The sequence below is a fragment of the Massilia sp. BHUDP2 genome, assembly GCF_046236355.1.
GTDB lineage: Bacteria > Pseudomonadota > Gammaproteobacteria > Burkholderiales > Burkholderiaceae_D > Telluria > Telluria varians.
On sequence record NZ_JBJUVW010000003.1, the window covers coordinates 955,329 to 980,604 of the forward strand.

The 25,276-nt window shown below is 65.6% G+C and carries 16 protein-coding genes and 3 tRNA genes; 13 read left to right on the forward strand and 6 right to left on the reverse strand.

The genetic code is table 11. From position 1 onward, the window contains the following. Positions 1–22: 22 nt before the first annotated feature. The 3 genes from ACK6C6_RS21070 (at position 23) to ACK6C6_RS21080 (ending at position 4,668) form a co-directional block, all read left to right on the forward strand. Entirely contained in the window at positions 23–2,083 is a 2,061-nt protein-coding gene (locus ACK6C6_RS21070) for a UvrD-helicase domain-containing protein (protein WP_209589776.1), read from the forward strand. A gap of 156 nt (positions 2,084–2,239) precedes the next feature. Next, positions 2,240–4,396, forward strand: coding sequence for a DUF4214 domain-containing protein (locus ACK6C6_RS21075; RefSeq protein ID WP_409269106.1), 2,157 nt, complete (start codon positions 2,240–2,242; stop codon positions 4,394–4,396). Positions 4,397–4,464: 68 nt separating this feature from the next. Next, a complete protein-coding gene (locus ACK6C6_RS21080) occupies positions 4,465–4,668 on the forward strand; it encodes a SlyX family protein (protein WP_027866480.1) in 204 nt (67 codons plus the stop codon). On the opposite strand, the gene ACK6C6_RS21085 is transcribed toward ACK6C6_RS21080, so the two are convergent. Then, the gene (locus ACK6C6_RS21085; protein WP_409269107.1) at positions 4,643–5,953 is read right to left on the reverse strand and encodes an FAD-dependent oxidoreductase; all 1,311 of its coding nucleotides are present in this window, start codon (positions 5,951–5,953) and stop codon (positions 4,643–4,645) included. The genes ACK6C6_RS21080 and ACK6C6_RS21085 overlap by 26 nt on opposite strands. A gap of 183 nt (positions 5,954–6,136) precedes the next feature. Here ACK6C6_RS21085 and ACK6C6_RS21090 point away from each other — a divergent pair, with 183 nt between their 5' ends. From ACK6C6_RS21090 to ACK6C6_RS21120, 7 genes are all read left to right on the forward strand, one after another. Further along, positions 6,137–8,266 carry a M3 family metallopeptidase gene (locus ACK6C6_RS21090; protein WP_409269108.1) on the forward strand — a complete coding sequence of 710 codons (2,130 nt, stop codon included), beginning with the start codon at positions 6,137–6,139 and terminating at the stop codon, positions 8,264–8,266. A 96-nt stretch (positions 8,267–8,362) separates the two neighbouring features. Next, positions 8,363–10,474 (forward strand): M3 family metallopeptidase, encoded by a 2,112-nt coding sequence (locus ACK6C6_RS21095; RefSeq protein ID WP_409269109.1) that lies wholly within the window; start codon positions 8,363–8,365, stop codon positions 10,472–10,474. Between the two features lie 73 nt (positions 10,475–10,547). Further along, positions 10,548–12,674, forward strand: coding sequence for a M3 family metallopeptidase (locus tag ACK6C6_RS21100; protein WP_409269110.1), 2,127 nt, complete (start codon positions 10,548–10,550; stop codon positions 12,672–12,674). Between the two features lie 82 nt (positions 12,675–12,756). Continuing rightward, a complete protein-coding gene (locus tag ACK6C6_RS21105) occupies positions 12,757–12,969 on the forward strand; it encodes a VF530 family DNA-binding protein (RefSeq protein WP_027866485.1) in 213 nt (70 codons plus the stop codon). 11 nt (positions 12,970–12,980) lie between these two features. Beyond that, positions 12,981–13,277 (forward strand): DUF4404 family protein, encoded by a 297-nt coding sequence (locus tag ACK6C6_RS21110; RefSeq protein WP_027866486.1) that lies wholly within the window; start codon positions 12,981–12,983, stop codon positions 13,275–13,277. 154 nt (positions 13,278–13,431) lie between these two features. Then, a complete protein-coding gene (locus tag ACK6C6_RS21115; protein WP_409269112.1) occupies positions 13,432–15,636 on the forward strand; it encodes a YgiQ family radical SAM protein in 2,205 nt (734 codons plus the stop codon). Positions 15,637–15,836: 200 nt separating this feature from the next. Next, positions 15,837–17,801, forward strand: a complete 1,965-nt coding sequence (locus tag ACK6C6_RS21120; protein WP_409269114.1) for a hypothetical protein — start codon at positions 15,837–15,839, stop codon at positions 17,799–17,801. Here ACK6C6_RS21120 and ACK6C6_RS21125 read toward each other — a convergent pair. Both ACK6C6_RS21125 and ACK6C6_RS21130 read right to left on the reverse strand, forming a co-directional pair. Further along, on the reverse strand, positions 17,798–18,961 hold the full coding sequence (locus ACK6C6_RS21125; RefSeq protein ID WP_209589768.1) for an AI-2E family transporter: 1,164 nt from the start codon (positions 18,959–18,961) through the stop codon (positions 17,798–17,800). The two genes, ACK6C6_RS21120 and ACK6C6_RS21125, sit on opposite strands and share 4 nt — an antisense overlap. After that, positions 18,958–19,443, reverse strand: a complete 486-nt coding sequence (locus tag ACK6C6_RS21130; protein WP_027866491.1) for a cyclic nucleotide-binding domain-containing protein — start codon at positions 19,441–19,443, stop codon at positions 18,958–18,960. The genes ACK6C6_RS21125 and ACK6C6_RS21130 overlap by 4 nt, the downstream gene beginning before the upstream one ends. Before the next feature lie 229 nt (positions 19,444–19,672). On the opposite strand from ACK6C6_RS21130, the gene ACK6C6_RS21135 reads away from it, so the two are divergent. After that, positions 19,673–20,839: a GGDEF domain-containing protein gene (locus ACK6C6_RS21135; protein ID WP_409269115.1), complete on the forward strand. Its 1,167-nt coding sequence runs from the start codon at positions 19,673–19,675 to the stop codon at positions 20,837–20,839. 362 nt (positions 20,840–21,201) lie between these two features. Here the strand turns inward: ACK6C6_RS21135 and ACK6C6_RS21140 are convergent. The 3 genes from ACK6C6_RS21140 to ACK6C6_RS21150 form a co-directional block, all read right to left on the reverse strand. Beyond that, a tRNA-Asp gene (locus ACK6C6_RS21140) sits at positions 21,202–21,278 on the reverse strand. Between the two features lie 66 nt (positions 21,279–21,344). Further along, positions 21,345–21,421: transfer RNA gene (locus tag ACK6C6_RS21145), tRNA-Asp, on the reverse strand. A 42-nt stretch (positions 21,422–21,463) separates the two neighbouring features. Then, positions 21,464–21,539 (reverse strand) — tRNA-Val (locus ACK6C6_RS21150). A gap of 189 nt (positions 21,540–21,728) precedes the next feature. Here ACK6C6_RS21150 and ACK6C6_RS21155 point away from each other — a divergent pair. Together ACK6C6_RS21155 and ACK6C6_RS21160 are read left to right on the forward strand one after the other, a co-directional pair. Further along, on the forward strand, positions 21,729–23,000 hold the full coding sequence (locus tag ACK6C6_RS21155) for a glycerate kinase (protein ID WP_409269116.1): 1,272 nt from the start codon (positions 21,729–21,731) through the stop codon (positions 22,998–23,000). Between the two features lie 436 nt (positions 23,001–23,436). Next, positions 23,437–25,152 carry a S8 family serine peptidase gene (locus ACK6C6_RS21160; RefSeq protein WP_409269117.1) on the forward strand — a complete coding sequence of 572 codons (1,716 nt, stop codon included), beginning with the start codon at positions 23,437–23,439 and terminating at the stop codon, positions 25,150–25,152. Positions 25,153–25,276 lie beyond the last annotated feature (124 nt).

The following is a 25,276-nucleotide window of genomic DNA, read 5'->3' on the forward strand; positions in this document are numbered from 1 at the left end:
CCATTCTGCAGAAATCTTTCCCATGTCCAACGCACCAAAATTCGGCCTCAACGGGCCGCAGAGCGAAGCCGTGCTCTATCTCGACGGCCCATGCCTGGTGCTGGCCGGTGCCGGCTCGGGCAAGACGCGCGTCATTACGCAAAAGATTGCGTACATGATCGAAGACCGCGGCTACGACCCGCGCACGATCGCCGCCCTGACCTTCACCAACAAGGCCGCGCTCGAGATGCAGGAACGCATCGCCAAGCTGCTCAAGCAGCCCAAGCAGGCCAAGCAACTGACCGTCTCCACCTTCCACTCGCTGGGCGTCAAGATCCTGCGCCAGGAAGCGGCCGGCGTCGGCCTGAAGGACAAGTTCTCGATCATGGACAGCGACGATTGCTACACCGTCGTCTCCGACCTGGCGCTCACCACCGATAAGCAGGAAATCCGCCGCATCCAGAATGCGATCTCGCTGTGGAAGAACGGCCTGGTCGACCCCGAGGACGCGATCCGTAACGCGAAGGACGAGGACGAAGCCATGTCGGCGCGCGTCTACCGCAGCTACCTGGCCACCCTGCAGGCCTACCAGGCGGTGGACTTCGACGACCTGATCCGCCTGCCGGTGGAGCTGTTCCGCAACAACGAATCGATCCGCGACCGCTGGCAGCGCCGCCTGCGCTACCTGCTGATGGACGAGTACCAGGACACCAACACCTGCCAGTACGAGCTGGTGAAACTCCTGGTCACGGGCTTGGGTAAAAAGCCGATGTTCACGGCCGTGGGCGACGACGACCAGGCGATCTACGCCTGGCGCGGCGCCTCGGTCGAGAACCTCAAAACGCTGCAGACCGACTTCCCCGACCTGCGCGTCATCAAGCTGGAACAGAACTACCGCTCGACCACCCGCATCCTGCAGGCGGCCAATGCCGTCATCGGCAACAACCCGAAGCTGTTCGAGAAGTCGCTGTGGTCCGAACACGGCCTGGGCGAGCCGATCGAAGTGCTGGGCATGCAGAGCGACGAGCAGGAAGCCGAGCAGGTGGCCATCATGATCTCGGCCGACCACTTCCAGCGCAAGAACAAGTGGACCGACTACGCCATCCTGTACCGCGGCAACCACCAGGCGCGCATCATCGAGCAGGCCCTGCGCAAGGAGCGCATCCCCTACACCATGTCGGGCGGCCAGAGCTTTTTCGACAAGGCCGAGATCAAGGACATCATCGCCTACCTGCGCCTGATCGCGAACCAGGACGACGACCCGGCCTTCATCCGCGCCGTCACTACCCCTAAGCGCGGGGTCGGCATGGCCACGCTCGAGACGCTGGGCGAATTCTCCAAGCAGTGGAATTGCTCGCTGTTCGAGGCCGCGCGCAAGAACGGGCTGGAAGCCAAGCTGGCCGAGCGCCAGCTGGCGCCGCTGCGCGACTTCTGCCGCTTCCTGCTGGAGCTGGAAGACCGCGCCACCCGGCCCGGCCCGTCCGGCAGCGGCGACAATGCCGCCGAAGTGCTCGACGACATGATGAAGGAGATGAACTACGAGCACTACCTGTACGAGAGCTTCGACGACCGCGCGGCCCAGGCCAAGTGGCAGAACGTGCTCGAGTTCACCAACTGGCTGAAGGAACGCGGCCGGGGCGGGCGCGACCGCGATGGCGAAGAGAAGAACCTGCTGGAACTGACCCAGATGGTGGCCCTGATGTCGATGCTGGAAGGCTCGGACGAGGAACAGGACGCCGTGCGCATGTCCACCCTGCACGCCTCCAAGGGCCTGGAATACCCGCACGTATTCCTGGTCGGGGTGGAAGAGGGCATCCTGCCGCACAAGGGCGACCCGGACGCGCCGGTGGAAGTCATGGCCGCCCGCATCCAGGAGGAGCGCCGCCTGATGTATGTGGGTATCACGCGCGCCCAGCGCACCCTGCGCCTGACCTGGTGCAAGAAGCGCAAGCGCGCCGGCGAGCTGGTGCATTGCGAACCCTCGCGCTTCATCAAGGAGATGGCGCTGGACGTCGGCGACGCCCCGCCCAAGGAAACCGAAGTGCTCAGTCCGAAGGAAAGGCTGGCCAACCTGAAGGCCTTGCTGGCCATGCCGAAAGCATAAGTCTTCGCTTGCACGCGTTGCGTATCAGCCTTGTCTGCCTGCTAATAGCCGCGCACGATTGAAATTCTTATTTGACTTCATTTGTGCCGCAGGAAATACTTTCCGGAAAGCGAGCTCAATGTAGAGTCTTGCAACCACTTTCTGACTATCTCAAGCATGGCAACCGTTACCGACCTGACCACGACCCCCCTGTCCGGGCTGAATCACATCGATGCGCTGCTCGATATCGGCCCCGACTGGAACTACATGATCGGCGTGACGCCGAACACGATTTATTACACCTTCGACCTGTCGTCGGGAACCGAAGTGAACCCGGAAACCGGCACGCCGGTGACGGGACAGGCTGCGTTCAATATCAACCAGCAGACTGCCGCGCGGTCGGCCTTCACCTACCTGCAGCAGGTCACCGGCATCCAGTTCGTCGAAACCTCGAACGGCAGCAATGCCCAGATCCACCTGGCCAACCTCGACCTCGAAGGCAGCCAGACGACGGGCCTGTGCAGCTGGAACGGACCGTATTCGTACATCGGCAATAACGTCGTCGGATACAAGCCGAATGCCTACGTCTATCTCGATAACGTGGAATGGCGCGCGCAGAACAGCAATCCGGTACCGGGCAGCGAGGGCTACCAGACCTTGCTGCACGAGCTGGGGCATGCGCTCGGCCTCAAGCATCCCTTCCATGAGGGGGAGGAGCACGACCACATCCATCTCCCCTTCCAGCAGGACAACACTGGCAATACGATCATGTCGTACACCGATACCGGCGGACCGTACAGCACCTTCAGCCCCTACGACATCGCCGCGCTGAACTGGCTGTACGGCGGCGATGGCCTGGGCGGCGCGCTCGGCGTCGACGCAGGCGGGCGCTTCATCACCGGCACCACCGGCGCCGACCGCATCACCGGCACGGCCGGCAACGACCGCATCGTCGTCCTCGGCGGCAACGACGTCATCGACGGCGGGGGCGGCACCGACACCGTCGTGTTCAGCCGTGGCCGTGGCGAATACACCTTCAGCGAGAACGGCAGCGGCAGCCTGCTCGTGACGCACGCGACCCTGGGCACTGCCACGCTCAGCAACATCGAACTGCTCGCCTTCACCGACGGACAGTACCAGCGTTCCCAGGTCACGAGCGACGTCACGCCGCCCGCGGCGCCGGCGCTGTCGGTGTCGAAGAACGCCGCCGGCTACACGTCCGGCAACAAGCCGCTCGTCACCGGCTCGGCCGAAGCAAACGCCCTGGTGCGCATCTACGACGGCGAACGCATCGTGGCCGAAACCCGCGCCGACGCGAACGGCCTGTTCAGCGTGGTCGCCAGCGCCTTCAATGACGGCCTGAATTACTCGCTGCGCGCAAGCGCGACCGACGCCGCCGGCAACGTCTCGGCATTCAGCAACGCCGTCAGCTTCAACGTCGACGCGACGCCGCCGGTGATCCCGACCTCGACGCTGGCCCTGGGCGCGGGCGGCAATCAGCCGGTCTTCAGCGGCACCGCCGAGGCCGGCACCACGATCCAGCTGGTGCGCATCAGCGACGCCACCGAGATCGGCCGCACCGTGGTCAAGAGCGATGGCAGCTGGCGGATCGACTCGGTGGCGCTGCCGAACGGCCCCTATGAAGTGGCCGCCGTGTCGGTCGACATCGCCGACAACGCCACCAGCGCGGCGAACCGCATGCAGTTCACCATCGACAGCATGCTCAACCTGACCGGCAACAGCCTGAACAACACCTTCACGCCGGGCGCGGGCAACAACGCGGTCGACGGCGGCGCCGGCCTCGATACCGTCGTGTACAACGGCGCCCGCGCCGGCTTCACGATCGAGCGCGGCGTCTACGGCGTGAGCGTGACCGACAAGAGCGGCGCGCTGGGCATCGACAACCTGGTCAACGTCGAGCGCATCCAGTTCGGCGACACCATGGTGGCGCTCGACATCGACGGCTCGGCCGGCGAGGTCTACCGCCTGTACCGCGCCGCCTTCGACCGCGAGCCGGACAAGGGCGGCCTGTCGTTCTGGATCAAGGCCCTGGATACCGGCAATTACACGCTGACCCAGATCTCGCAGATGTTCCTGGCCGACAAGGAAGCCCAGGCCCTGTATTCGACCGACCCGTCGGACAGCTATTTCGTGAGCAAGCTGTACGCCCACGTGCTGCACCGTCCGGCCGAAGGTGCGGGCTTCGACTTCTGGGTCAATGGCCTGAAACAGGCCTCGCGTGCCGAGGTGCTGGCCTTCTTCTCGGAGAGCCCGGAAAACCAGGCGCAAGTGATCGGCCTGATCAACAACGGCATCGAGTTCCCGCTGGGTTGACGCCTGCCGCGCGCGCCTGGCCGGCTTGTGACTCTGTCATAATGCCGGCTTTGCGCGCGGGGTAGAGCATGAGCCAGGAAGACCGATTCGTCGATATTGAAATCAAGCTCGCGCACCAGGAAGACTTGGTCGAGACGCTGAACGATACCATCTACCGCCAGGGCCGCCGCATCGACCAGCTCGAAGCCCTGGTCGCCTCCCTGGTGGACCACGTCCGCACCCTGCAGTCCACCCGCCAGGGGCCGGTCAACGAGAAACCGCCTCACTACTGACAGCGGCGCCGGCCAGCATGGCGCCGAGCCGCTTGCCCAGGCACAGCAGGGTGAGCGTCGGCGGCAATCCCCATGGCTGCGGGATCACCGAGGCGTCGCACACGTAGAGTCCGGGCGCGGCGCGCAGCGCGCTGTCCACGCCTTCGCCGATGCGCACGCTCCCTCCGGGATGGGCGGCGAAATGCTGGGTCGCGAAGACCTGTCGTGCGCCCGCCTGTTCCAGGATCCGGCGCGCCATCCCGATGCCTTTGTCAAGACGCGCCCGGTCGCCTGGGCTCAGGCGCTTGTCCACCCAGCGCGGGCCGACCGCGCCGCCGATGTCGTCGCGGATCTTTACCATGATGCTCAGCGTGCGCCGGTGCGCACCCACCCGGTCGACCCGGCCGGCCTGCAGCGCGAAGGCCGCGTACATCGGCGCCGGCAAGGTGAGGTCGGCCAGCGCGATGCCTTCTTCGGGAAAACTGGCGCCGGCCGCCATCGGCACTTCGGCGCCGCCGTCGACGTCATCCACGCTCCCCATTACCGCCACCACCGGATCGCTGAAGAAGGACGCCAGCCGCGGCCCCAGGCCGGAGGCATGCAGCAGGCGCGGACTGCCGATGCCGCCACCCGCCAGCACCACCGTCTGCGCCCGTACCGTGTGCGTGCCGCCTTCGCGCCGGTATTCCACGCCGACGGCGCGGCCGTCTTCCACCAGCACGCGCCGCACCCGGCTGCGGTCCTGCAGCACGGCGCTGTGGCGGCCGGCTTCCTCGACGAAATCGCGCGCGCTCCACTTGGCGCCGTAAGGGCAGCCGTACACGCAGCGCCAGCAGCCGCTGCGGCAGGCCTGCGGGCGGATCATCTTGTCGAGCTTTTCCCAGTTGAAACCGGCAGCGCGAGCCGCCGCCATGATGCGCGCCGCCATCGGGCCGACCAGGCTGTCGGGCAGGGGCGCGAGCGGCAGTTCCGCGCGCAAGGCGGCGAGATAGGGCGCCAGGTCGATGCCGTGGGCGGCGAACATGGCGGCAGGGGGCGGGGCGGCGGTGGCGAAGTTCAGCGCCGAGCTGCCTCCCAGGGCGGTACCGGCCACCAGCAGCGAGGCGTCGCGGTGCAGCCAGGCGCCGCGGCCGGGCAGGGCCATGGTGGCCATCTGGCCCAGGGTGCCGGCCAGGGGCGCGGCGCTGCCCTGTTCGAGCACCAGGACGCGGGCGCCGGCGCGCGCCAGTTCGCGCGCCGTGCTGGCGCCGCCGGGGCCGGTGCCGACGACGATGGCGTCGTAGGAGCGTTGGGTGAGGGATTCCATGGTGAAAACGGATGCTAGCACGGCCAGAATTGATACATGGCCGATACATGCCGATACATGGCCGATACATGTGCCATACATACCTTTTTTATTGTGACGACGTGCGTATAAGCCTGCTATGATCGTCGCGCAACGGCTGTCGAGCACTCCCGGCAGCTCCTTCAAAAGAGTCCGAAAGATCGCATGAACCGACCACACCTGTTCATCGTTGCCGCCAGCCTCGCGCTCGCGCACGCCGCAGTGGCTGCACCGGCAGCGCCTGCCCTCGACGCCGCCAACCCGTTCGCCCAGCCCAGCAGCCTGCCGCTGAATTACCCGGCCTTCGACAAGATCAGGAACGAGCACTTCCTGCCGGCCTACGCCGCAGGCATGGCCGAACACCTGCGCGAGATCGACGCGATCGCCAGGGACAAGGCGGCGCCTACTTTTGAGAACACCATCGTCGCCATGGAGCGTGCCGGCCAGATGCTGGCGCGCGTGGCCGCCGTGTTCTCCAACCTCCAGACGGCCAACACCAACGACGTGCTGGACGCGGTCGACCGCGAGATGTCGCCCAAGCTGGCCGCGCACAACGACGCGATCTACCTGAACCCGGCCCTGTTCCAGCGCGTGAAGACCTTGCACGCCAAGCGCGCCACCCTGGGCCTGGACGCCGAATCGAAGCACCTGCTGGAGCGCGTGTACAAGGAATTCGTGCGCGCGGGCGCCAACCTGTCCGCCGCCGACAAGGACAAGCTCAAGAAATACAACGCCGAGATCGCCTCGCTGCAGTCGGACTTCTCGCAGCGCGTGCTGAAGGAAGCCAATGCCTCGGCGCTGATCGTGGACACCCGCGGGGAGCTGGCCGGTTTCTCCGACGCCGAGATCAATGCCGCGGCAAGCGAGGCGGAAAAGCGTGGCCTGAAGGGCAAGTACGCGATCGCCATCGTTAACACCAGCAGCCAGCCGCCGCTGGCGACGCTGACCAACCGCAAGACCCGCGAGCGCCTGATGGCGGCGTCCCTGAACCGCGGCAGCCGCGGCGGCGAATTCGACACCCGCCAGCTGGTGCTGCGCCTGGTCAAGCTGCGCGCCGAGCGCGCCGCGCTGCTGGGCTATCCGAACTACGCGGCCTATTCGCAGGAACTGGAAACCGCCAAGAACCCGGCTGCCGTCAACCGGCTGCTGGCCGAGCTGGCCAAGCCGGCAGTCAATAACGCGCGCAAGGAAGCGGCCGAGATCCAGAAGGTGATCGACAAGGAGAAGGGCGGCTTCCAGGTCGCCTCGTATGACTGGCCGCTGTACCAGGACAAGGTGCGCGCCGCGAAGTACAACTTCGACGAGAACCAGCTGCGCCCTTACTTCGAGCTGAACCGCGTGCTGGTGGACGGCGTGTTCTTCGCCGCCACCAAGGAATACGGCATCACCTTCAAGGAACGCAAGGACCTGCCGGTCTACGATCCGGACGTGCGCGTGTTCGACGTGTTCGACCACGACGGCAAGCAGCTGGCGATCTTCCTGTTCGACCCCTACGCGCGCGGCAACAAGCAGGGCGGCGCCTGGATGAACGAATACGTGTCGCAATCTCACCTGCTGGGCAAGAAGCCGGTGGTCGGCAACCACCTGAACATCCCGAAACCGCCCGCGGGCCAGCCTACGCTGCTGACCTATGACGAGGTGCGCACCGCCTTCCACGAGTTCGGCCACGCGCTGCACGGCATGTTCTCGAACGTGAAGTATCCGCACTTCTCGGGCACCAACGTGCCGCGCGACTTCGTCGAATACCCGTCGCAGGTCAACGAGATGTGGGCGATCTGGCCGGAAGTGCTGGCCAATTATGCGAAGCACCACCAGACCGGCGCGCCGATGCCGAAAGAGCTGCTGGACAAGGTGGTCGCTTCTAAAAAGTTCAACCAGGGCTACATGACCACCGAATACCTGGCCGCCTCGCTGCTCGACCAGCGCTGGCACCAGCTCAAGCCGTCCCAGGTCCCGAGCGACGTGCTGGCCTTCGAGGCCAAGGCATTGAAGGACGCCGGCGTCGACTTCGCGCCGGTGCCGCCGCGCTACCGCACGACCTATTTCTCGCACTCGATGAACGGCGGCTATTCGGCCGGCTACTACGCCTACCTGTGGAGCGAAAAGCTCGACGCCGACACCGTGCAGTGGTTCACCGAGAGCGGCGGCCTGTCGCGCAAGAACGGCGACCACTTCCGCAAGACCCTGCTGTCGCGTGGCGGCAGCGCCGATGCGATGGACCTGTTCCGTCAGTTCCGTGGCCGCGATCCGGTCATCGAGCCTTTGCTGGAACGCCGGGGCCTGACCGGTAATTAAATCTTTTCCTGCGCTGCGCCTTTCGCCGCCGGGCCACAAGCCCGGCGGCGAAAGGCAGGCGTGTTCCAACGTAGTTCAATCACCATCCGAGACACCATGAATCGTCCCCGTATGCTCCTGATCGCGGCCAGCGTCGCGATGGCCAACCTGGCCTATGCCGCGCCGCTCGACGCGACCAACCCGTTCGCCAAGCCGAGCACCCTCCAGTACGGCTACCCGGCCTTCGACAAGATCAAGAACGAGCACTTCGCCCCGGCCTTCGCCGAAGGCATGCGCGAACAGGCGCTTGAGGTCGAAGCGATCGCCAACAACAAGGCCGCGCCGACCTTCGAGAACACCATCGTCGCGATGGAGCGTTCGGGCCGTCTGCTGAACCGCGTGTCGACCGTGTTCGGCACCCTGGTCGGTTCCTATACCAACGACAGCCTGCAGGCCCTGGACAAGGAGCTGGCGCCGAAACTGGCCGCCCACGGCGACGCCATCCGCCTGAACCCGAAACTGTTCCAGCGCATCCAGACCCTGTACGCCAAGCGCGACAAGCTGGGCCTGGACGCCGAGTCCAAATACCTGATCGAGCGCTACCACAAGGACTTCGTGCGCGCCGGCGCCAAGCTGTCGGATGCCGACAAGCAGAAGCTGCGCGAGTACAACGGCAAGCTGGCCGCCCTGCAGACCCAGTTCAGCCAGAACGTGCTGAAGGAAGTGAATGCCTCGGCCTTCGTGGTCGACACCCGCGAAGAGCTGGCCGGCCTGCCGGAGAAGGCGATCGACGCCGCCGCCGCCGAAGCGAAGAAGCGCGGCCTGGACGGCAAGTTCGTGATCCCGGTCGTGAACACCACCCAGCAGGGCCCGCTGTCGACGCTGAACGTGCGCGGCACCCGCGAGAAGCTGCTGTCGATCTCGACCGTGCGCGGTTCGCGCGGCGGCGAATTCGACAACCGCGACATCGTGCTGCAGCTGGCCAAGCTGCGCGCCGAGCGCGCCGAGCTGCTGGGCTACAGCAGCCACGCCGCCTACTCGCTGGAAGACCAGACCGCCAAGGACACCACCGCCGTCAACAAGCTGCTGTCCGACCTGGCTCTGCCTGCCGTGCGCAACGCCAAGAAGGAAGCCGCCGAGATCCAGGAAGTGATCGATGCGGAGAAGGGCGGCTTCAAGGTCGCCGCCTACGACTGGAACTACTACAGCGACAAGGTGCGCGCCGCCAAGTACGCCTTCGATGCCAACCAGCTCAAGCCTTACTTCGAACTCGACCGCGTGCTGAACGACGGTGCCTTCTTCGCCGCCAACAAGCTGTGGGGCATCACCTTCAAGCAGCGCAAGGACCTGCCGGTGTACGACGCCGACGTGCGCGTGTACGACGTGTTCGAAGAGAACGGCGAGCACCTGGCGATCTTCGTGCTCGACCCGTACGCGCGCTCGAACAAGCGCGGCGGCGCCTGGATGGGCGCCCTGGTCAGCCAGAGCACCCTGCTGGGCAACAAGCCGGTCATCACCAACAACCTGAACCTGGCCAAGCCGGCGCCGGGCGAGCCGACCCTGCTTACCTGGGACGAAGTGCGCACCACCTTCCACGAATTCGGCCACGGCACCCACGGCTGGTTCTCGAAGGTGAAGTACCCGCGCTTCTCGGGCACCAGCGTGCCGCGCGACTACGTCGAGCTGCCGTCGCAGGTCTACGAGATGTGGATGGCCTGGCCGGAAGTGCTGGCCAACTACGCCAAGCACTACCAGACCGGCGAACCGATGCCGAAGGAACTGCTGGACAAGCTGCGCGCCTCGCAGAAGTTCAACGAAGGCTACCGCACCACCGAGTACCTGGCCGCGGCGGTGATCGACCAGCGCTGGCACCAGCTCGGCTCGAAGGCCATCCCGACGGACGTGAAATCCTTCGAAGAGCAGGCACTGCGTGACGCGGGCCTGGACTTCGCGCCGGTCCCGCCGCGCTACAGCTCGACCTACTTCTCGCACGCCTTCTCGGGCGGCTACTCGGCCGGCTACTACAGCTACCTGTGGGCCGAGCGCCTGGATGCCGACGCCGGCGAATGGTTCAAGGAAAACGGCGGCCTGCAGCGCAAGAACGGCGACCGCTTCCGCAAGATGGTGCTGTCGAAAGGCGGCACCATGGATGCGGTGCAGATGTACCGCGACTTCCGCGGCCGCGATCCGGTCATCGAGCCGCTGCTCGAGCGCCGTGGCCTGAACTGATGTCGATGAAGCCGGCGCTCGCGCCGGCTTTTTGATTGCAGCATCCTTCAACTAAAACCATAACGAGGACACCATGATCCGTCCACACATCCTGCTGGTCGCCGCCGCCAGCGCCGCCGCCAGCATGGCCTACGCCGCCCCGGCTTCGATGCTCGAAGCCTCGAACCCCTTCGCCAAGCCGAGCACCCTGCCGTTCAACTACCCGGCCTGGGACAAGATCAGGAACGAGCACTTCGCCCCGGCCTTTGCCGAAGCGATGCGCCAGGAAGCGCTGGAAATCGAGGCGATCGCCAACAACAAGGCAGCACCCACCTTTGAAAACACCATCGTCGCGATGGAGCGTTCGGGCCAGCTGATGAACCGTGTCGGCGCCGCCTTCGGCACCCTGAAGGGTTCGTACACCAACGACGCACTGCAGGCCCTGGACAAGGAACTGGCGCCGAAGCTGTCGGCCCATAACGACGCGATCCGCCTGAACTCGAAGCTGTACGCCCGCATCAAGACGCTGTACGACAAGCGCAGCAAGCTGGGCCTGGACCCGGAGGGCCAGTACCTGATCGAGCGCTACCACACCGACTTCGTGCGCGCCGGCGCCCAGCTGTCCGACGCCGACAAGCAGAAACTGAAAGAGATGAACGGCCAGCTGGCCGGGCTGTCGACCCAGTTCGCCCAGAACGTGCTGAAGGAAGCGAATGCCTCGGCCCTGGTGGTGGACAGCCGCGCCGAACTGGCCGGCATGTCGGACAAGGCGATCGACGCCGCCGCGCTTGAGGCGAAGAAGCGTGGCCTGGACGGCAAGTTCGTGATCCCGGTCGTGAACACCACCCAGCAGGCCGGCCTGTCGGTGCTGACCAACCGCGCCACCCGCGAGAAGCTGCTGGCGGCCTCGCTGGCGCGCGGCTCGCGCGGCGGCGAATTCGACAACCGCGACGTCGTGCTGAAGATCGCCAAGCTGCGCGCCCAGCGCGCCGCGCTGCTGGGCTACCCGAACCACGCGGCCTACAACCTGGCCGACCAGACCGCCAAGGACACCAAGGCGGTGAACCAGCTGCTGGCCGAATTCGCCAAGCCGGCCGTGAACAACGCGCGCAAGGAAGCAGCCGAGATCCAGCAGGCGATCGACCAGGAGAAGGGCGGCTTCCAGGCCGCCGCGCACGACTGGGCCTTCTACAGCGACAAGGTACGCGCCGCCAAGTACGCCTTCGACGGCAACCAGCTCAAGCCCTACTTCGAGCTGAACCGCGTGCTGGTGGATGGCGTGTTCTTCGCCGCCAACAAGGAATTCGGCATCAGCTTCAAGGAGCGCAAGGACCTGCCGGCCTATAACGAGGACGTGCGCGTGTTCGACGTGTTCGACCACGACGGCAAGCAGCTGGCGATCTTCACCTTCGATCCGTACGCGCGCCCGAACAAGCGCGGCGGCGCCTGGGCCAATGCCTGGGTCCCGCAAAGCAAGCTGATGGGCACCAAGCCGGTCATCGCGAACAACCTGAACATCGCCAAGCCGGCCGCCGGCGAGCCGACCCTGCTGACCTACGACGAAGTGCGCACCACCTTCCACGAATTCGGCCACGCCCTGCATGGCATGTTCTCGGACGTGAAGTATCCGCGCTTCTCGGGCTCGCGCGTGCCGCGCGACTACGTCGAGTTCCCGTCGCAGGTGAACGAGATGTGGATGACCTGGCCGGAAGTACTGGCGAATTATGCCAAGCACTACCAGACCGGCGCGCCGATGCCGAAGGAGCTGCTGGACAAGGTGCAGGCTTCGCAGCAGTTCAACGAAGGCTTCCGCACCACCGAGTACCTGGCCGCGGCGCTGCTGGACCAGGCCTGGCACCAGCTGTCGCCGAACCAGATCCCGACCGACGTGCTGGCCTTCGAGGCTGACGCGCTCAAGAAAGCGGGCGTGGACTTCGCGCTGGTTCCGCCGCGCTACCGCACCACTTACTTCTCGCACACCTTCTCGGGCGGCTACTCGGCCGGCTACTATGGCTACCTGTGGGCCGAGAAGCTGGACGCGGACACCGTCAACTGGTTCAAGGAGAACGGCGGCCTGACCCGCAAGAACGGCGACCACTTCCGCAAGACCCTGCTGTCGCGCGGCGGCACCCTCGATGCGATGCAGATGTACCGCAACTTCAGCGGCCGTGATGCGCAGGTGCGTCCGCTGCTGGAACGCCGCGGCTTGACGGGGGAGTAAGCCCGTTTGGCGCCGGCCGTGCAATGCGGCCGGCGCTTGTATACACTCCCGCAATTCCCATCAACAGCACATCCCCCAAGCGATGAGTGTTCAATCCCTCCACGGTATTACTTTAGAATCCCTGTTAACCCGCCTCGTCGAGCACTACGGCTGGGAGGGACTCGGCCGCCGGATCGACATCAATTGCTTCCAGAAAGACCCGAGCATCAAGTCGAGCCTGAAGTTTTTGCGTCGCACCCCATGGGCGCGCGAGCAGGTCGAGGCGCTGTACCTCGAGACCCGCTTCACCAACTAGCGAGAGCGACAATGCTGAACGAGAACGAACACGAACGCGATGCGAACCTGAAGGCGCACCTGAAAGCCTTGCACCGCCACCTGCAGGAAACCGATAACGTCGACCCGGAACTGGAAACCCTGTTGCGCCAGCTCGACGGCGACATCGACCGCGCCCTGGCGCGCCATGCCGAGAACGAGCTCGACGAGAACACCTACGGCCTGTCTTCCCGTACCCAGGAACTGGCGGCCCGCTTCGATGCGAACCACCCGACCTTCTCGGCCGGCCTGCGCCAGCTCGGCAATATGCTGTCGAATATGGGTATCTGAGCTGCAACTCATTGATAAGTAAGCCATTTTTTGGGCCTGCGGGAGACCAAAAAATGGTTTTCCGGTACAATACCGGCCAATGAACTCCCCAGTAAACCTTTTCGCGAGCGTCCCGAAGCGCTCCAGCCGCGCTCCCGTCGCGCCTTTCCTCCCGATGTCCCGTGCCGAAATGGACAAGCTCGGGTGGGATTCGTGCGACATCATCCTGGTCACCGGAGACGCCTACATCGACCACCCGAGCTTCGGGATGGCGCTGGTCGGCCGCCTGCTGGAAGCGCAGGGCTATCGCGTCGGCATCATCAGCCAGCCGGACTGGACCTCGGTCGAGCCCTTCCGCGCGCTCGGCAAGCCGAACCTCTACTGGGGCATTACCGCCGGCAACATGGACTCGATGGTCAACCGCTACACGGCCGACCGCAAGATCCGTTCCGACGATGCCTACACCCCGAACGCCGAGCCGAACAAGCGCCCCGACCGCGCCGTCACGGTGTACTGCCAGCGCGCCCGCGAAGCCTTCCCGGGCGTGCCGGTGATCGCCGGCAGCATCGAGGCCTCGCTGCGCCGCATCGCCCACTACGACTACTGGTCGGACAAGGTGCGCCGCTCGGTGCTGTTCGAATCGAAGGCCGACCTGCTCATCTTCGGCAACGCCGAACGCGCGCTGGTGGACGTCACCCGCCGCATCGCCGCGGGCGAGAACATCAAGAACATCCGTGACCTGCGCGGCACCGCCTTCCTGGTGCCGCACGGCTGGCTGCCGGACGAAGAGTGGAGCGTGCACAACTCGACCCGCGTCGACGTGCCGGGCCGCGTCGACCCGCACCCGAACCCCTACGCGATGGCCCAGGAAGACACCAAGGCCTGCGCCACCGAAAACGCCAAGCCGGAACCGGAAGTGAAACCGGTGGTGATCATGACGCGCGAAGAGCGCCAGGCCGCCGCCCGCGCAAAGGCCCAGAAAACCGTGGTGCGCCTGCCTTCTTTCGAGACCGTCAGCGAAGACCCGGTGATGTACGCGCACGCCTCGCGCGTGTTCCACCTCGAGTCGAACCCGGGCAATGCGCGCGCGCTGGTGCAGCAGCACGGCGACCGCGACGTCTGGCTGAATGCCCCGCCGCTGCCGCTGGCCATGGACGAGATGGACAACGTCTACGACCTGCCGTACGCGCGCGCCCCGCACCCGAGCTACGGCAAGGCCCACATCCCGGCCTGGGAGATGATCCGCTATTCGGTGAACATCATGCGCGGCTGCTTCGGCGGCTGTACCTTCTGCTCGATCACCGAGCACGAAGGCCGCATCATCCAGAGCCGCTCGGAACCCTCGATCCTGCGCGAGATCGAGCTGATCCGCGACACCACCAAGAACTTTGCCGGCACCATCACCGACCTGGGCGGCCCAACCGCCAACATGTACCGCCTGGCCTGCAAGGACAAGAAAATCGAGGAATCCTGCCGCCGCCTGTCGTGCGTGTATCCGACCATCTGCAGCAACCTCGGGACCGACCACAGCAAGCTGATCTCGCTGTACCGCAAGGCGCGTGCCATTCCCGGGATCAAGAAGATCCTGATCGGTTCCGGCCTGCGCTACGACCTGGCCGTGCGTTCGCCCGAGTACGTGAAGGAACTGGTTACCCACCACGTGGGCGGCCTGCTGAAGATCGCGCCGGAGCACACCGAGCAGGGCACGCTGTCGAAGATGATGAAGCCGGGCATCGGCGCCTACGACGAGTTCAAGCGCCTGTTCGACAAGTACTCGATCGAGGCCGGCAAGAAGCAGTACCTGATTCCCTACTTCATCGCGGCCCACCCGGGTTCGACCGACGAGGACATGCTGAACCTGGCCTTGTGGCTGAAGAAGAACAACTTCAGGCTCGACCAGGTGCAGACCTTCACGCCGACGCCGATGGCGATGGCCACCACCATGTACCACTCGGGCAAGAACCCGCTGGCGAAGGTGACGGAAGATTCGGAAGTCGTCGAAACCGCCAAGAGCGGCAAGACGCGCAAGCTGCACAAGGCCTTCCTGCGCTACTACGATCCGGAGAACTGGCCGGTCCTGCGCGAGGGCCTGAAACGCATGGGCCGTGGCGACCTGATCGGCACGGGCGAGCGCCACCTGGTGCCGCCGGCGGGCGCCGAGCCGGGACCGGAATGGGACCGCAAGCGCATGGTGCCGGGCGGTGCGCCGGTCACCGAGCGCGAGGTCGGCAAGCGCGGTCCGGGCCCGGCGCGTGCCGGACGCGACAAGGTGCAGGTACGCGTGGAACGTGCGCCGGCCACGGCCGTGGTGGCATCGTCCAAGGCCCGGCCCTCGATCCTGGATACGATCAAGACCAAGCCGAAAGCGGCGCGTAAATAAGCCACCTTGCCGACACAAGAACCGGAGCTGGTCTCCGGTTTTTTTTCGCCTATTTACAGGGAAATCTGGCCGGAAAACAAGCTGGTAGGGACCTTGTGCGCGCACAGGATCGCGCCGGGACGCAGCGCCACAATCGGATGCGGAGGGTCGCCGGCGCAGGCCGACAACCTGTTCGATCACTTCTTTTCCGGGAGCACAAAGTGAATCGCATACACGACCCAGGCCGGGCGCCGCACGGCCTGCTCCGGCTGTCCGCATGCCTGCTCGGCAGCATGCTCATCGCGGGCACGTCCGCCGCCTGGCAAGCGCCGGCGCCGGACGCACTGGCGCTCGAAAAAGCGCGTCCGGCGACGATGTACCGCGTGATTAACCTGCGTCCGTCCGGCGAGAGCCTGCAAGCGGGGATCGGCATGTTCAATGCCCGCAACCAGCTCGCGTTCTCGACCGGGACCGGAGGCCTGATCCGTGGCTGGTTCTACGACGGCAGTACTTTGGTGGATATCGGTTCGCTCAACGGCCGGACCACGCAAGTCACTGATCTCAACGATGCCGGACAGGTCGTCGGCGCCGGCTTCATCCGCGACGTCGGCACCCCGGAGGCTCCCGGCGAGATCTATCACGCCTTCATCTGGAGCAGGGCGCGCGGCATGCGTGACCTCGGCACCCTTGGCGGGGACGGTTATTCCAACGCCAATGCCATCAACAACCTGGGCCAGGTGGTGGGAAACGCCTATGCTCCCGATGGCAGGCTCCACGCATTCCTGTGGAGTCCGCGCGAAGGCATGCGCGATCTCGGCTTGCTCGGTTCGCGTCCCGACAGTGCCAGCGCTGCCAGCGGGATCAACGAGGCGGGCGAGGTTACGGGCGCAGCGACCCTGAACAACGGCAATTACCATGCATTTCTGTGGACACGCCAGAAAGGCCTGCAGGATCTCGGTACCCTGGGCGGCACGACGTCGTCCGCGCTCGACATCGCCGACAACGGCCTGATAGCGGGCGAATCGACGATACACGGCGATGCCGCCATCCATGCCTTCATCTGGACGCGGCACACCGGGATGCGGGATATCGGGCCCGCCAGCCGGCACGAAGCATTCGTACAGGAGTTGTCGCCGAACGGACACCTGACCGGTTTTGTTTCCCAGGGCGGCGACCGGCGCCCGTTCTCCTGGACCCGGGAAAGCGGCATGCGCATCCTCGGCACCCTGGGCGGCAGCGACGCGCTGGCCCAGGGCGGCAACAACAAGCGCGAGGTGGTGGGCGGGTCGTTCACCGTCAACGACCTGGATTTTCACGCCTTCCTGTGGACGCCGAAGGGCGGGATGGTCGACCTGAACGCGCGCCTGCGCAATGCGCCGGCCGGGCTGGTCGTGAGAAATGCCTATGCGATCTCCGACGACGGCTACATCATGGCCGAATCGAATGCCGGCATCGTGCTGCTGGTGCCCGACAGCTGCCCGACCCGCACGCAGTCGGTCGGCCCGGTCGTGGCCAACGGCCTGGTGCCGGTGGGCCGGCCGTTCGCATCCTCACTGAGCACGGCGAGCGAGGACAAGGCCGCCAGCCATAACGTCCTGTGGAACTGGGGCGACGGCAGCGGCGACCAGCAGGGCAGCATGCGCATGCGCGAGGGCAGCGGCGCCGCCAGTGCCCAGCACGCGTATGCGGCGCCCGGCGTCTACACGCTGCAGGCGAAAGTCGCCGACCGCAGCGGCAAGGGCGCGACCGTCAGCCGCACCGTCGTGGCCTACGAAGCGGCGCCCGGCGTGACGGCCGCCAGCGGCTGGTTCATGTCCCCGCGAGGCGCCCACAAGGCGGCCGGCAGCAGGGTCGACCGGGTGGACCTCAGCTTCCTGTTCCCGTCCGGCGGCAAGGCGGCGCCGCGCCTGAGCCTCAACGGCACCGGACTGCAGTTCAGCAGCGAGGACATCCGCATGGTGAAGCAGTCCGGGGCACGCGGCTTCGAGGGCAGCGGCAGCCTCAACGGCCGCAGCGGCTACCGCTTCAGCCTGAACACGGCGGCAGGCGCTAGCGGCGCGACGGGACGGGTCGGGCTGAAGATCTGGCATACCGATCCCGCCAGCGGCGCCGTGGTCGTCGATTACGACAACGCGGGATCGAACGGGTCGGGCTCAGCGTTCCGGGGCGAGATCCAGATGCACTAGCTCTCTATCCCCGGCACCGTGCGTGCGCGCCGCTCATGGGCGACATCCAGGTCGATGCTGGCCTGGCGCGTGCGCAGGGTGCGCGCGTAGCGGTGCCGGGCGCGCAGGCGCGGATTGGTGACGAGGCGCCCCAGCGTCTCGCCCACCACCATCACCACGCCCAGCAGCGGCAGCACCAGCATCAGTCCCACCACGCCGGCCAGCGCGCCGCCGATGAAGATCATCAAGACCGTCACCAGGGGATGGACGCGGATGCTGCGCCCCAGGGTCAGGGGCATGAACACGAAGTCGTCCAGCAGGCGCGCCAGCACGAACACGCCGATCGCGCCGTAGGCGATGAAGGGATTGCTGGGCGCATCGGTCGAGGCGACGATCACCACCAGCACGCAGCCGACCACCGAGCCCACGAAAGGCACCCAGGCCAGCACCGCGCAGAACAGGCCCAGCAGCAGCGGCGAGGACACGCCGATGGTCCACAGGCCCAGCGCCAGCACCGCCGTGTCGAGCACGGTCAGCTTGAGCAGGCCCTCGAAATAGCGGCGCGCGGTCTGGTCGACTTCGTGCAGCAGGTACAAGGCACGCTCGAAATAGGCGTTCGGTACTGCCCGCGCCAGGAATTTCTTGAAGCGCAGGCCGTCGCGCAGGAAGAAGAAGGCGAGGAAGGGCGCCAGCAGCAGCGAGGGCACCCAGGTCGCGAGCGCGACCAGGATCTCGCCCAGGTGCTTTTCGGCGAAGTTGTCGGTATGGGCGCGGAAGATGCCGTTCACGGTCGAGGTCAGGCGCATCTCGGCCAGCAGCGGGAAGCGCTTCTCGAGCAGGGTCATGGTGTTGTGCACGAAGGCGATCCCGCCGTCGAGGTAGAGGCCGACCGTCTGTTCCCAGGATTCTTCTTCCGGCCCGCGGCTCCACGAGAAAGCCGCGGTCAGGGCCAGCGCTAGGGCGGCGAAGAAGCCCAGGCAGACCAGCATCGCCGCGGCATTGCGGCCGTAGCCGCCGCGCACCAGGCGCTGCATCGGCCCGACCAGGATGTAGTGCAGTACCCCGCCGAACAGGAAGGGCAGGGCCAGCCACAGCATCTGCTGCACCACCAGCAGCAGCACGCAGGTGGCGGCGATGATGCCGGTCCAGACGACCGGCCCGGCGCGCTCGCTGCGGTTCATAGGGCTTCCAGCTGGGGACGGCCGGTGCCCATCCATTCGCGCAGGCGCAGGCCGATGTGGCGTGCCAGCGCCAGCGAGATCTTGTAGCCGATCACGGCGTCGGTCTCCAGCAATCCGAGGAAGTCGGCGCGGAAGAACACCGCCATCTCGCAGGGCTCGACGGCGCGTGCCTGCGCATTGCGCGGCGAGTTGTCGAGCAGGGCCAGGTCGCCGAAGAAGCTGCCTGGGCCGAGCTCGGCCACCACCTGGTTGCTGCCCTCATGCAGCTTGCTGATGAGGACCCGGCCGCTCATGATCAGGTACAGCGCCTGGCCTTCCTCGCCCTCGTCGAAAACGATCTCGTCGGTGAGGTAGCGGCGCTCGTGCAACAGGCCGTCGACGATTTCCAGTTCCAGCGGCGTCAATGCCGAGAACAGCGCCAGGTTCTTCAGGCGGTGCAGGCGCGGCGACATCTTGGGCGACTTGAGGAAACCGAAAATCACGATTGCTCCAGCATGGTGCGTTGGTATGTTGTCGGATGATTATCCGCTATCGGGTGCTGCTGCGCATCAAAAAAGCTGTGACCCGCATATGTCCCAACTGAAAATGTTGCGCTCTACACATGTCTATTCAATTGTGCGGACCCACAGCGGGGAAAGCGTGTAATATAGTTCTCTAAGGAAACATATATTAATAGATGAACATGATTGCGGTGGGGTCAAGGCCTCACCCATGGGATCAGCGGTGCTCGACATTCCTTCCTTCCTGCTGGCGCTAGGCGTCGGCAACATCGCGTTTGCCGTTCTCATGGCGGGCTACACGCATGGCGCCGCGCCCAGTCCGGGATTGCGCCTGTGGATGTGGGCGCGTTTCGGCATGGGCGTGTGCCAGCTGCTGGGCTGGTGCCGTGTCTATTTCGACGTTCCCATGCTCAATGGCATCGAGGGCGCCGGCTGGGTCCTCGCGATCTCGCTGGAAGTGGCTGCCTACTGCATCTTCTTCGGGCTCGAGCGCTGGCAGCGCGTGCTGCTGCCGATGTCGGCGCTGGCCCTGGCCATCGTGCTGGCGGCCGGCAGCGCCGGTGCACCCGTACCCTATCTCACCGCGCTGGTCGCCGGCGTCCTCGCGCTGTTCTCGGCGGCGATGGCCTGGATCCTGCTGCGTCCGCGTCGCCGCGCCACCCTGCTGCAACGGATCATCGGCGCCAATGACGCGGTGTTCGCGGTCTCGGTCGGCCTATGGGTCGCCAACTGCCTGGGCAGCGATGCCCCGCTGGGCCAGCGTGCCGCGCAGGAGTCGGCCTACCTGGCCGGCTATCTCCTGATGATCGTGAACGGCTTCGGCTTTCTGCTGTTGTGCAAGGAAAAGGACGATGCCGAGATGGCGCGCCTGGCCACCACCGACAGCCTCACCGGCCTGCCGAACCGCCACGCCTTCCTCGAGCGTGCCGAGAACGCACGCCAGGCCGCGCTGCGCCAGCGCCAACCGCTGGCGCTGGCGATGATGGACATCGACCACTTCAAGCAGATCAACGACCGTTTCGGCCATGCCACCGGCGACGAGGCCCTGAACGTGTTCGCCTGCACCGCGCGCGCGACCCTGCGCGCGCATGAGACCATCGGTCGCCTCGGTGGCGAGGAGTTCGCGATGGTACTGCCGGGCACCGAACTGGCCGGTGCGCTGGCCGCCGCCGAACGCCTGCGCCAGGCCGTGCGCGAGGCGGTCGTGATCACCAGCGGCAGCAACTATACGATGACGGTGAGTATCGGCGTTGTCGTGCTCGATCCGAACGAGACGCTTGGGATGGCGCTGGCGCGGGCGGACCATGCGCTGTATGCGGCGAAGAGCGGGGGAAGGGATCGGGTTGAAGCGGGGAGGCCGCAGCAGCGGCGGGCTTGAAAAACCTGGAATGCAAAGAAAAGTGGTCCGCGTTGGCGGACCACTTTTCTTTGAGGTGTTCAAAGCGACGGGGCTCGCCCACGTGCCGCGGGCCGCGGATTCGCTTGCAAGCGAATCCCTTCGAGCCCACGGCCCGTGTTCACCCGCAGGGGTGAACACTCTGATAGAAAAGAAAAAGGGTCCGACTTCTCGGACCCCTTCTTTGTAGCTGGCGGAGCGGACGGGGCTCGCCCACGTGCCGCGGGCCGCGGATTCGCTTGCAAGCGAATCCCTTCGAGCCCACGGCCCGTGTTCACCCGCAGGGGTGAACACTCTGATAGAAAAGAAAAAGGGTCCGACTTCTCGGACCCCTTCTTTGTAGCTGGCGGAGCGGACGGGGCTCGAACCCGCGACCCCCGGCGTGACAGGCCGGTATTCTAACCAACTGAACTACCGCTCCGTTTTATTCTTCTTCGTCACTTTGAAAAAGAAAAGGTCCGACGAATCAGACCTTTTCCCTTGATACTGGCGGAGCGGACGGGGCTCGAACCCGCGACCCCCGGCGTGACAGGCCGGTATTCTAACCAACTGAACTACCGCTCCGTTTACTCTGATCAGTACTTCGATCAACCTGCTGAATGTGCTTGGTGGGCGCTGAGAGGCTCGAACTCCCGACCTAATCCTTGTAAGGGATCCGCTCTACCAACTGAGCTAAGCGCCCGGCTTCTCTATTCAGAGGTTTCTGTCCGACGCTTGTCATTGCGTCCGAAGAGGCCCGAATTATAGAGGCTGGAATTCAAGGTGTGCAAGGGTTTTCGAAAAAAATCGACAACTCCAGGAGGATGGGCGCCATTTTCACGATCCCGGCGCTTTTGTGTAAATATCATGCTTCGCTCCGATGAGAACCGCCATGCCCACCGCCCACCCCTTGTTGCAGCACCTGTTCGACGCCGCCCTGGCCGCCGCCGATCCTTATCACCTGGTCGCGCCGCACCTGCCGCCGCCGCCCAAGGGGCGCACCCTGGTGCTCGGCGCCGGCAAGGCGGCCGCGCGCATGGCCGAGGCGGTCGAGCGCCACTGGCAGGGACCGCTCGAGGGATTGGTGGTCACGCGCTACGGCCACGGCGCGCCGACCCGCCACATCGAGGTCATCGAAGCCGGCCACCCGGTGCCGGACGCAGCCGGCGAGGACGCCGCCCGCCGCATGCTGGAAGCCGCCGCCGGGCTGGGGCCGGATGACCTGGTGCTGTGCCTGGTGTCCGGCGGCGGCTCCGCACTGATGTCGCTGCCCGCGCCCGGCATCAGCTTCGAGGAAAAGCGCGCGCTGAACCGGGAGCTGCTGCGCTGTGGTGCGCCGATCGGCGAGATCAATCGCGTGCGCCGGCACCTGTCCGCCATCAAGGGCGGACGGCTGGCGCTGGCCTGCTACCCGGCGCGCGTGGTGACCCTGGTGGTGTCGGACGTGCCGGGTGACGATCCGGCCGTGGTGGCCTCGGGCCCGACCGTGCCCGACGGCAGCACCGGCCTGGACGCGCTCGCCATCCTCGAGAAGTACCGGATTCCTGTATCAGGCGCCGTGCGCACGGTGCTGATGGATGCGCAGCTGGCGGCGCCGCTGCCGGGCGATCCGCGCCTGGCGCGCAACGCCACCCATGTCATCGTCACCGCCCAGCAATCGCTCGATGCCGCGGCAAGCGCTGCGCGCGCGGCCGGCTATGCGCCGCTGATCCTGTCGTCGAGCATGGAAGGCGAGGCACGTGAGGTGGCGCTGGTGCATGCCAGCATTGCGCGCCAGGTCGTACAGCATGGCCAGCCACTGGGCGCGCCCTGCGTGCTCCTCTCGGGCGGCGAAACCAGCGTCACCGTGCGCGGCCAGGGCAGGGGCGGGCGCAATGCCGAATTCCTGCTGGCGCTCGGCGTCGCCCTGGACGGTCTGCCGGGCGTGCACGCGCTCGCCGCCGACACCGACGGCATCGACGGCAGCGAAGACAATGCCGGCGCCTGGCTCGCGCCCGGTACGCTGGCGCGGGCGCGCACCCAGGGACGCGATGCGCGCGCGCACCTGGCGGACAACGACGGCTACGGCTTTTTCGCCGCCCTTGGCCAGCTGATCGTCACCGGCCCTACCCGTACCAATGTCAACGACTTTCGCGCCATCGTCATCGAAACCGACGTGCTGTAAATGCCCTGGCATCTCCACCGGTTTGAACTCGAAGGCCGCGCCCAGCGCGGCCTTTTTATTTGTCTTTAAGCGCGGACAATATGGGCTCCTTCACCTTATCCAAAAGGAAAGGTTTTTAAGATATGTCAACACAATTGTGGCATACGATATTTGCCTGTTTTAACGTTTCGCCGAAGAAAACATGTTTCTAAAGCATGGGTTAGCCGGAGTGTTGTTAATACGCCGAAATTGTCTCCAATTGTCACGCACAGCCTTTTCCTTTCGTATTACGCTGCTTTTCGCCGCATTCAGACGGCACCGGCAATGACCGGAAATCAATGACACAGGCGAGGGTCCTCGCTTGACGGAAAACACACAATAAGGAAGAAACATGAAGCAATCGCATTCGATTCATCCTGCAATGTTGAAGATGTGCGCTGCAATCTCACTCGCATTCGTGGCAGCCACGGCTGGCGCAGCCGAGCAGAAGTTCATCCTGGAGACAGACCGTATCATCGTGAAGTACAAGGATTCGGCGCCGGCTGCCAAGGGCCTGGCCCGCGCCGCCGAAGTCAAGGCCGACCGCAAGGCCAAGCTGGCCCGTGCAGGCCAGGAGTTCGGCATGACCGTCAGCGAAAGCCATGCGATCTCGACCGGCGCCCATGTGTTCAAGCTCAATGGCCGCAAGCACCTGCAGGAAGTCGAAAAACTGGCCGCCGAAATGATGGCGCGCGACCCGGACATCGAATACGCCGAGCCGGACCGCATCATGACCCACATGGCGACCGCCAACGACCCGTACTATGCCCAGCAGTGGCACTACACGGACGCGACCGGCGGCCTGCGCCTGCCGACCGCCTGGGACAAGTCGACCGGCACCGGCGTGGTCGTGGCCGTGATCGACACCGGCTACCGCCCGCACGCCGACCTGAGCGGCCAGTTCCTGCAGGGCTATGACTTCATCAGCAGCGCCACCATCGGCAACGACGGCAACGGCCGCGACAGCGATGCGAGCGACCCGGGCGACTGGGTTGCGGCAGGCGAATGCTACGCCGGCTCGCCGGCATCGGGCTCGAGCTGGCACGGCACCCATGTGGCCGGCACGGTTGCCGCCAAGACCAACAACAGCCTGGGCGTGGCCGGTGTGGCGTACAACGCCAAGATGATTCCGGTGCGCGTGCTCGGCAAGTGCGGCGGCTATACCTCGGACATCGCCGACGCGATCACCTGGTCCTCGGGCGGCACCGTGACCGGCGTGCCGGCCAACGCCAACAAGGCAAAGGTGCTGAACCTGTCGCTGGGCGGCAGCGGCGCCTGCGACGCCACCACCCAGACCGCGATCAACGGCGCCCGTTCGCGCGGCTCGGTCGTGGTCGTGGCGGCCGGCAACGACAACATGAACGTCAGCAACGCCAGCCCGGCGAACTGCTCGGGCGTCATCGCCGTGGCAGCCACCGGCAAGACCGGCGGCCGTGCTTCCTACTCGAACTACGGCACCCTGGTCGACGTGGCGGCCCCGGGCGGCGACGGCAGCTACAGCGTGATCTCGACCCTGAACTCGGGCTCGTCGACTCCGGGCTCGGACAACTATGCAGGCTACCAGGGCACCTCGATGGCGACCCCGCACGTGGCCGGCGTGGCAGCGCTGATGTTCGCGGCCAAGTCGACCCTGACTCCGGACCAGGTGGAAAGCATGCTGAAGTCGACCGCGCGCGCCTTCCCGGCGACCTGCTCGGGCTGCGGCACCGGCATCGTCGACGCGACCGCGGCGGTGAATGCGGCGATCGGCGGCACCACCCCGCCGAGCGGAACGGTCATCAACGAGACCGAGTCGAACAACACGCTGGGCACCGCCAACCTGGTCTCGACCAGCGGCACCACGGTGAACGCCACGATGTCGAGCTCGACCGATACGGATTACTTCCGTGTCGATCTGCCGGCAGGCAAGACCCTGAGTGCGACGATGACGCCGAACAGCAGCTCCGACTACGACCTGTACATCTACAACAGCGCGGGCACCCTGCTCAGCCGCAGCGAGAACGGCGCCGGCGCGGTCGACAGCGCGAGCTCGGCCAACACCGGCACCACCACCGCCAGCCGCTACGTGCGCGTGGTGTACTACAGCGGCAGTGTCGGCAGCGCCGGCACCTATAACGTGAAACTGAGCTGGTAAGTTCAGGAGGAAGCGGCGCGCTCCCCTGCGCCGCCTTCGTCCGGGAACGCGCGGCATGCCGCGCGTTCTTTTTTTGACGTCTTGCAAGAAAAAACGGATACTGTATGGAATAACAGTAGTCGGC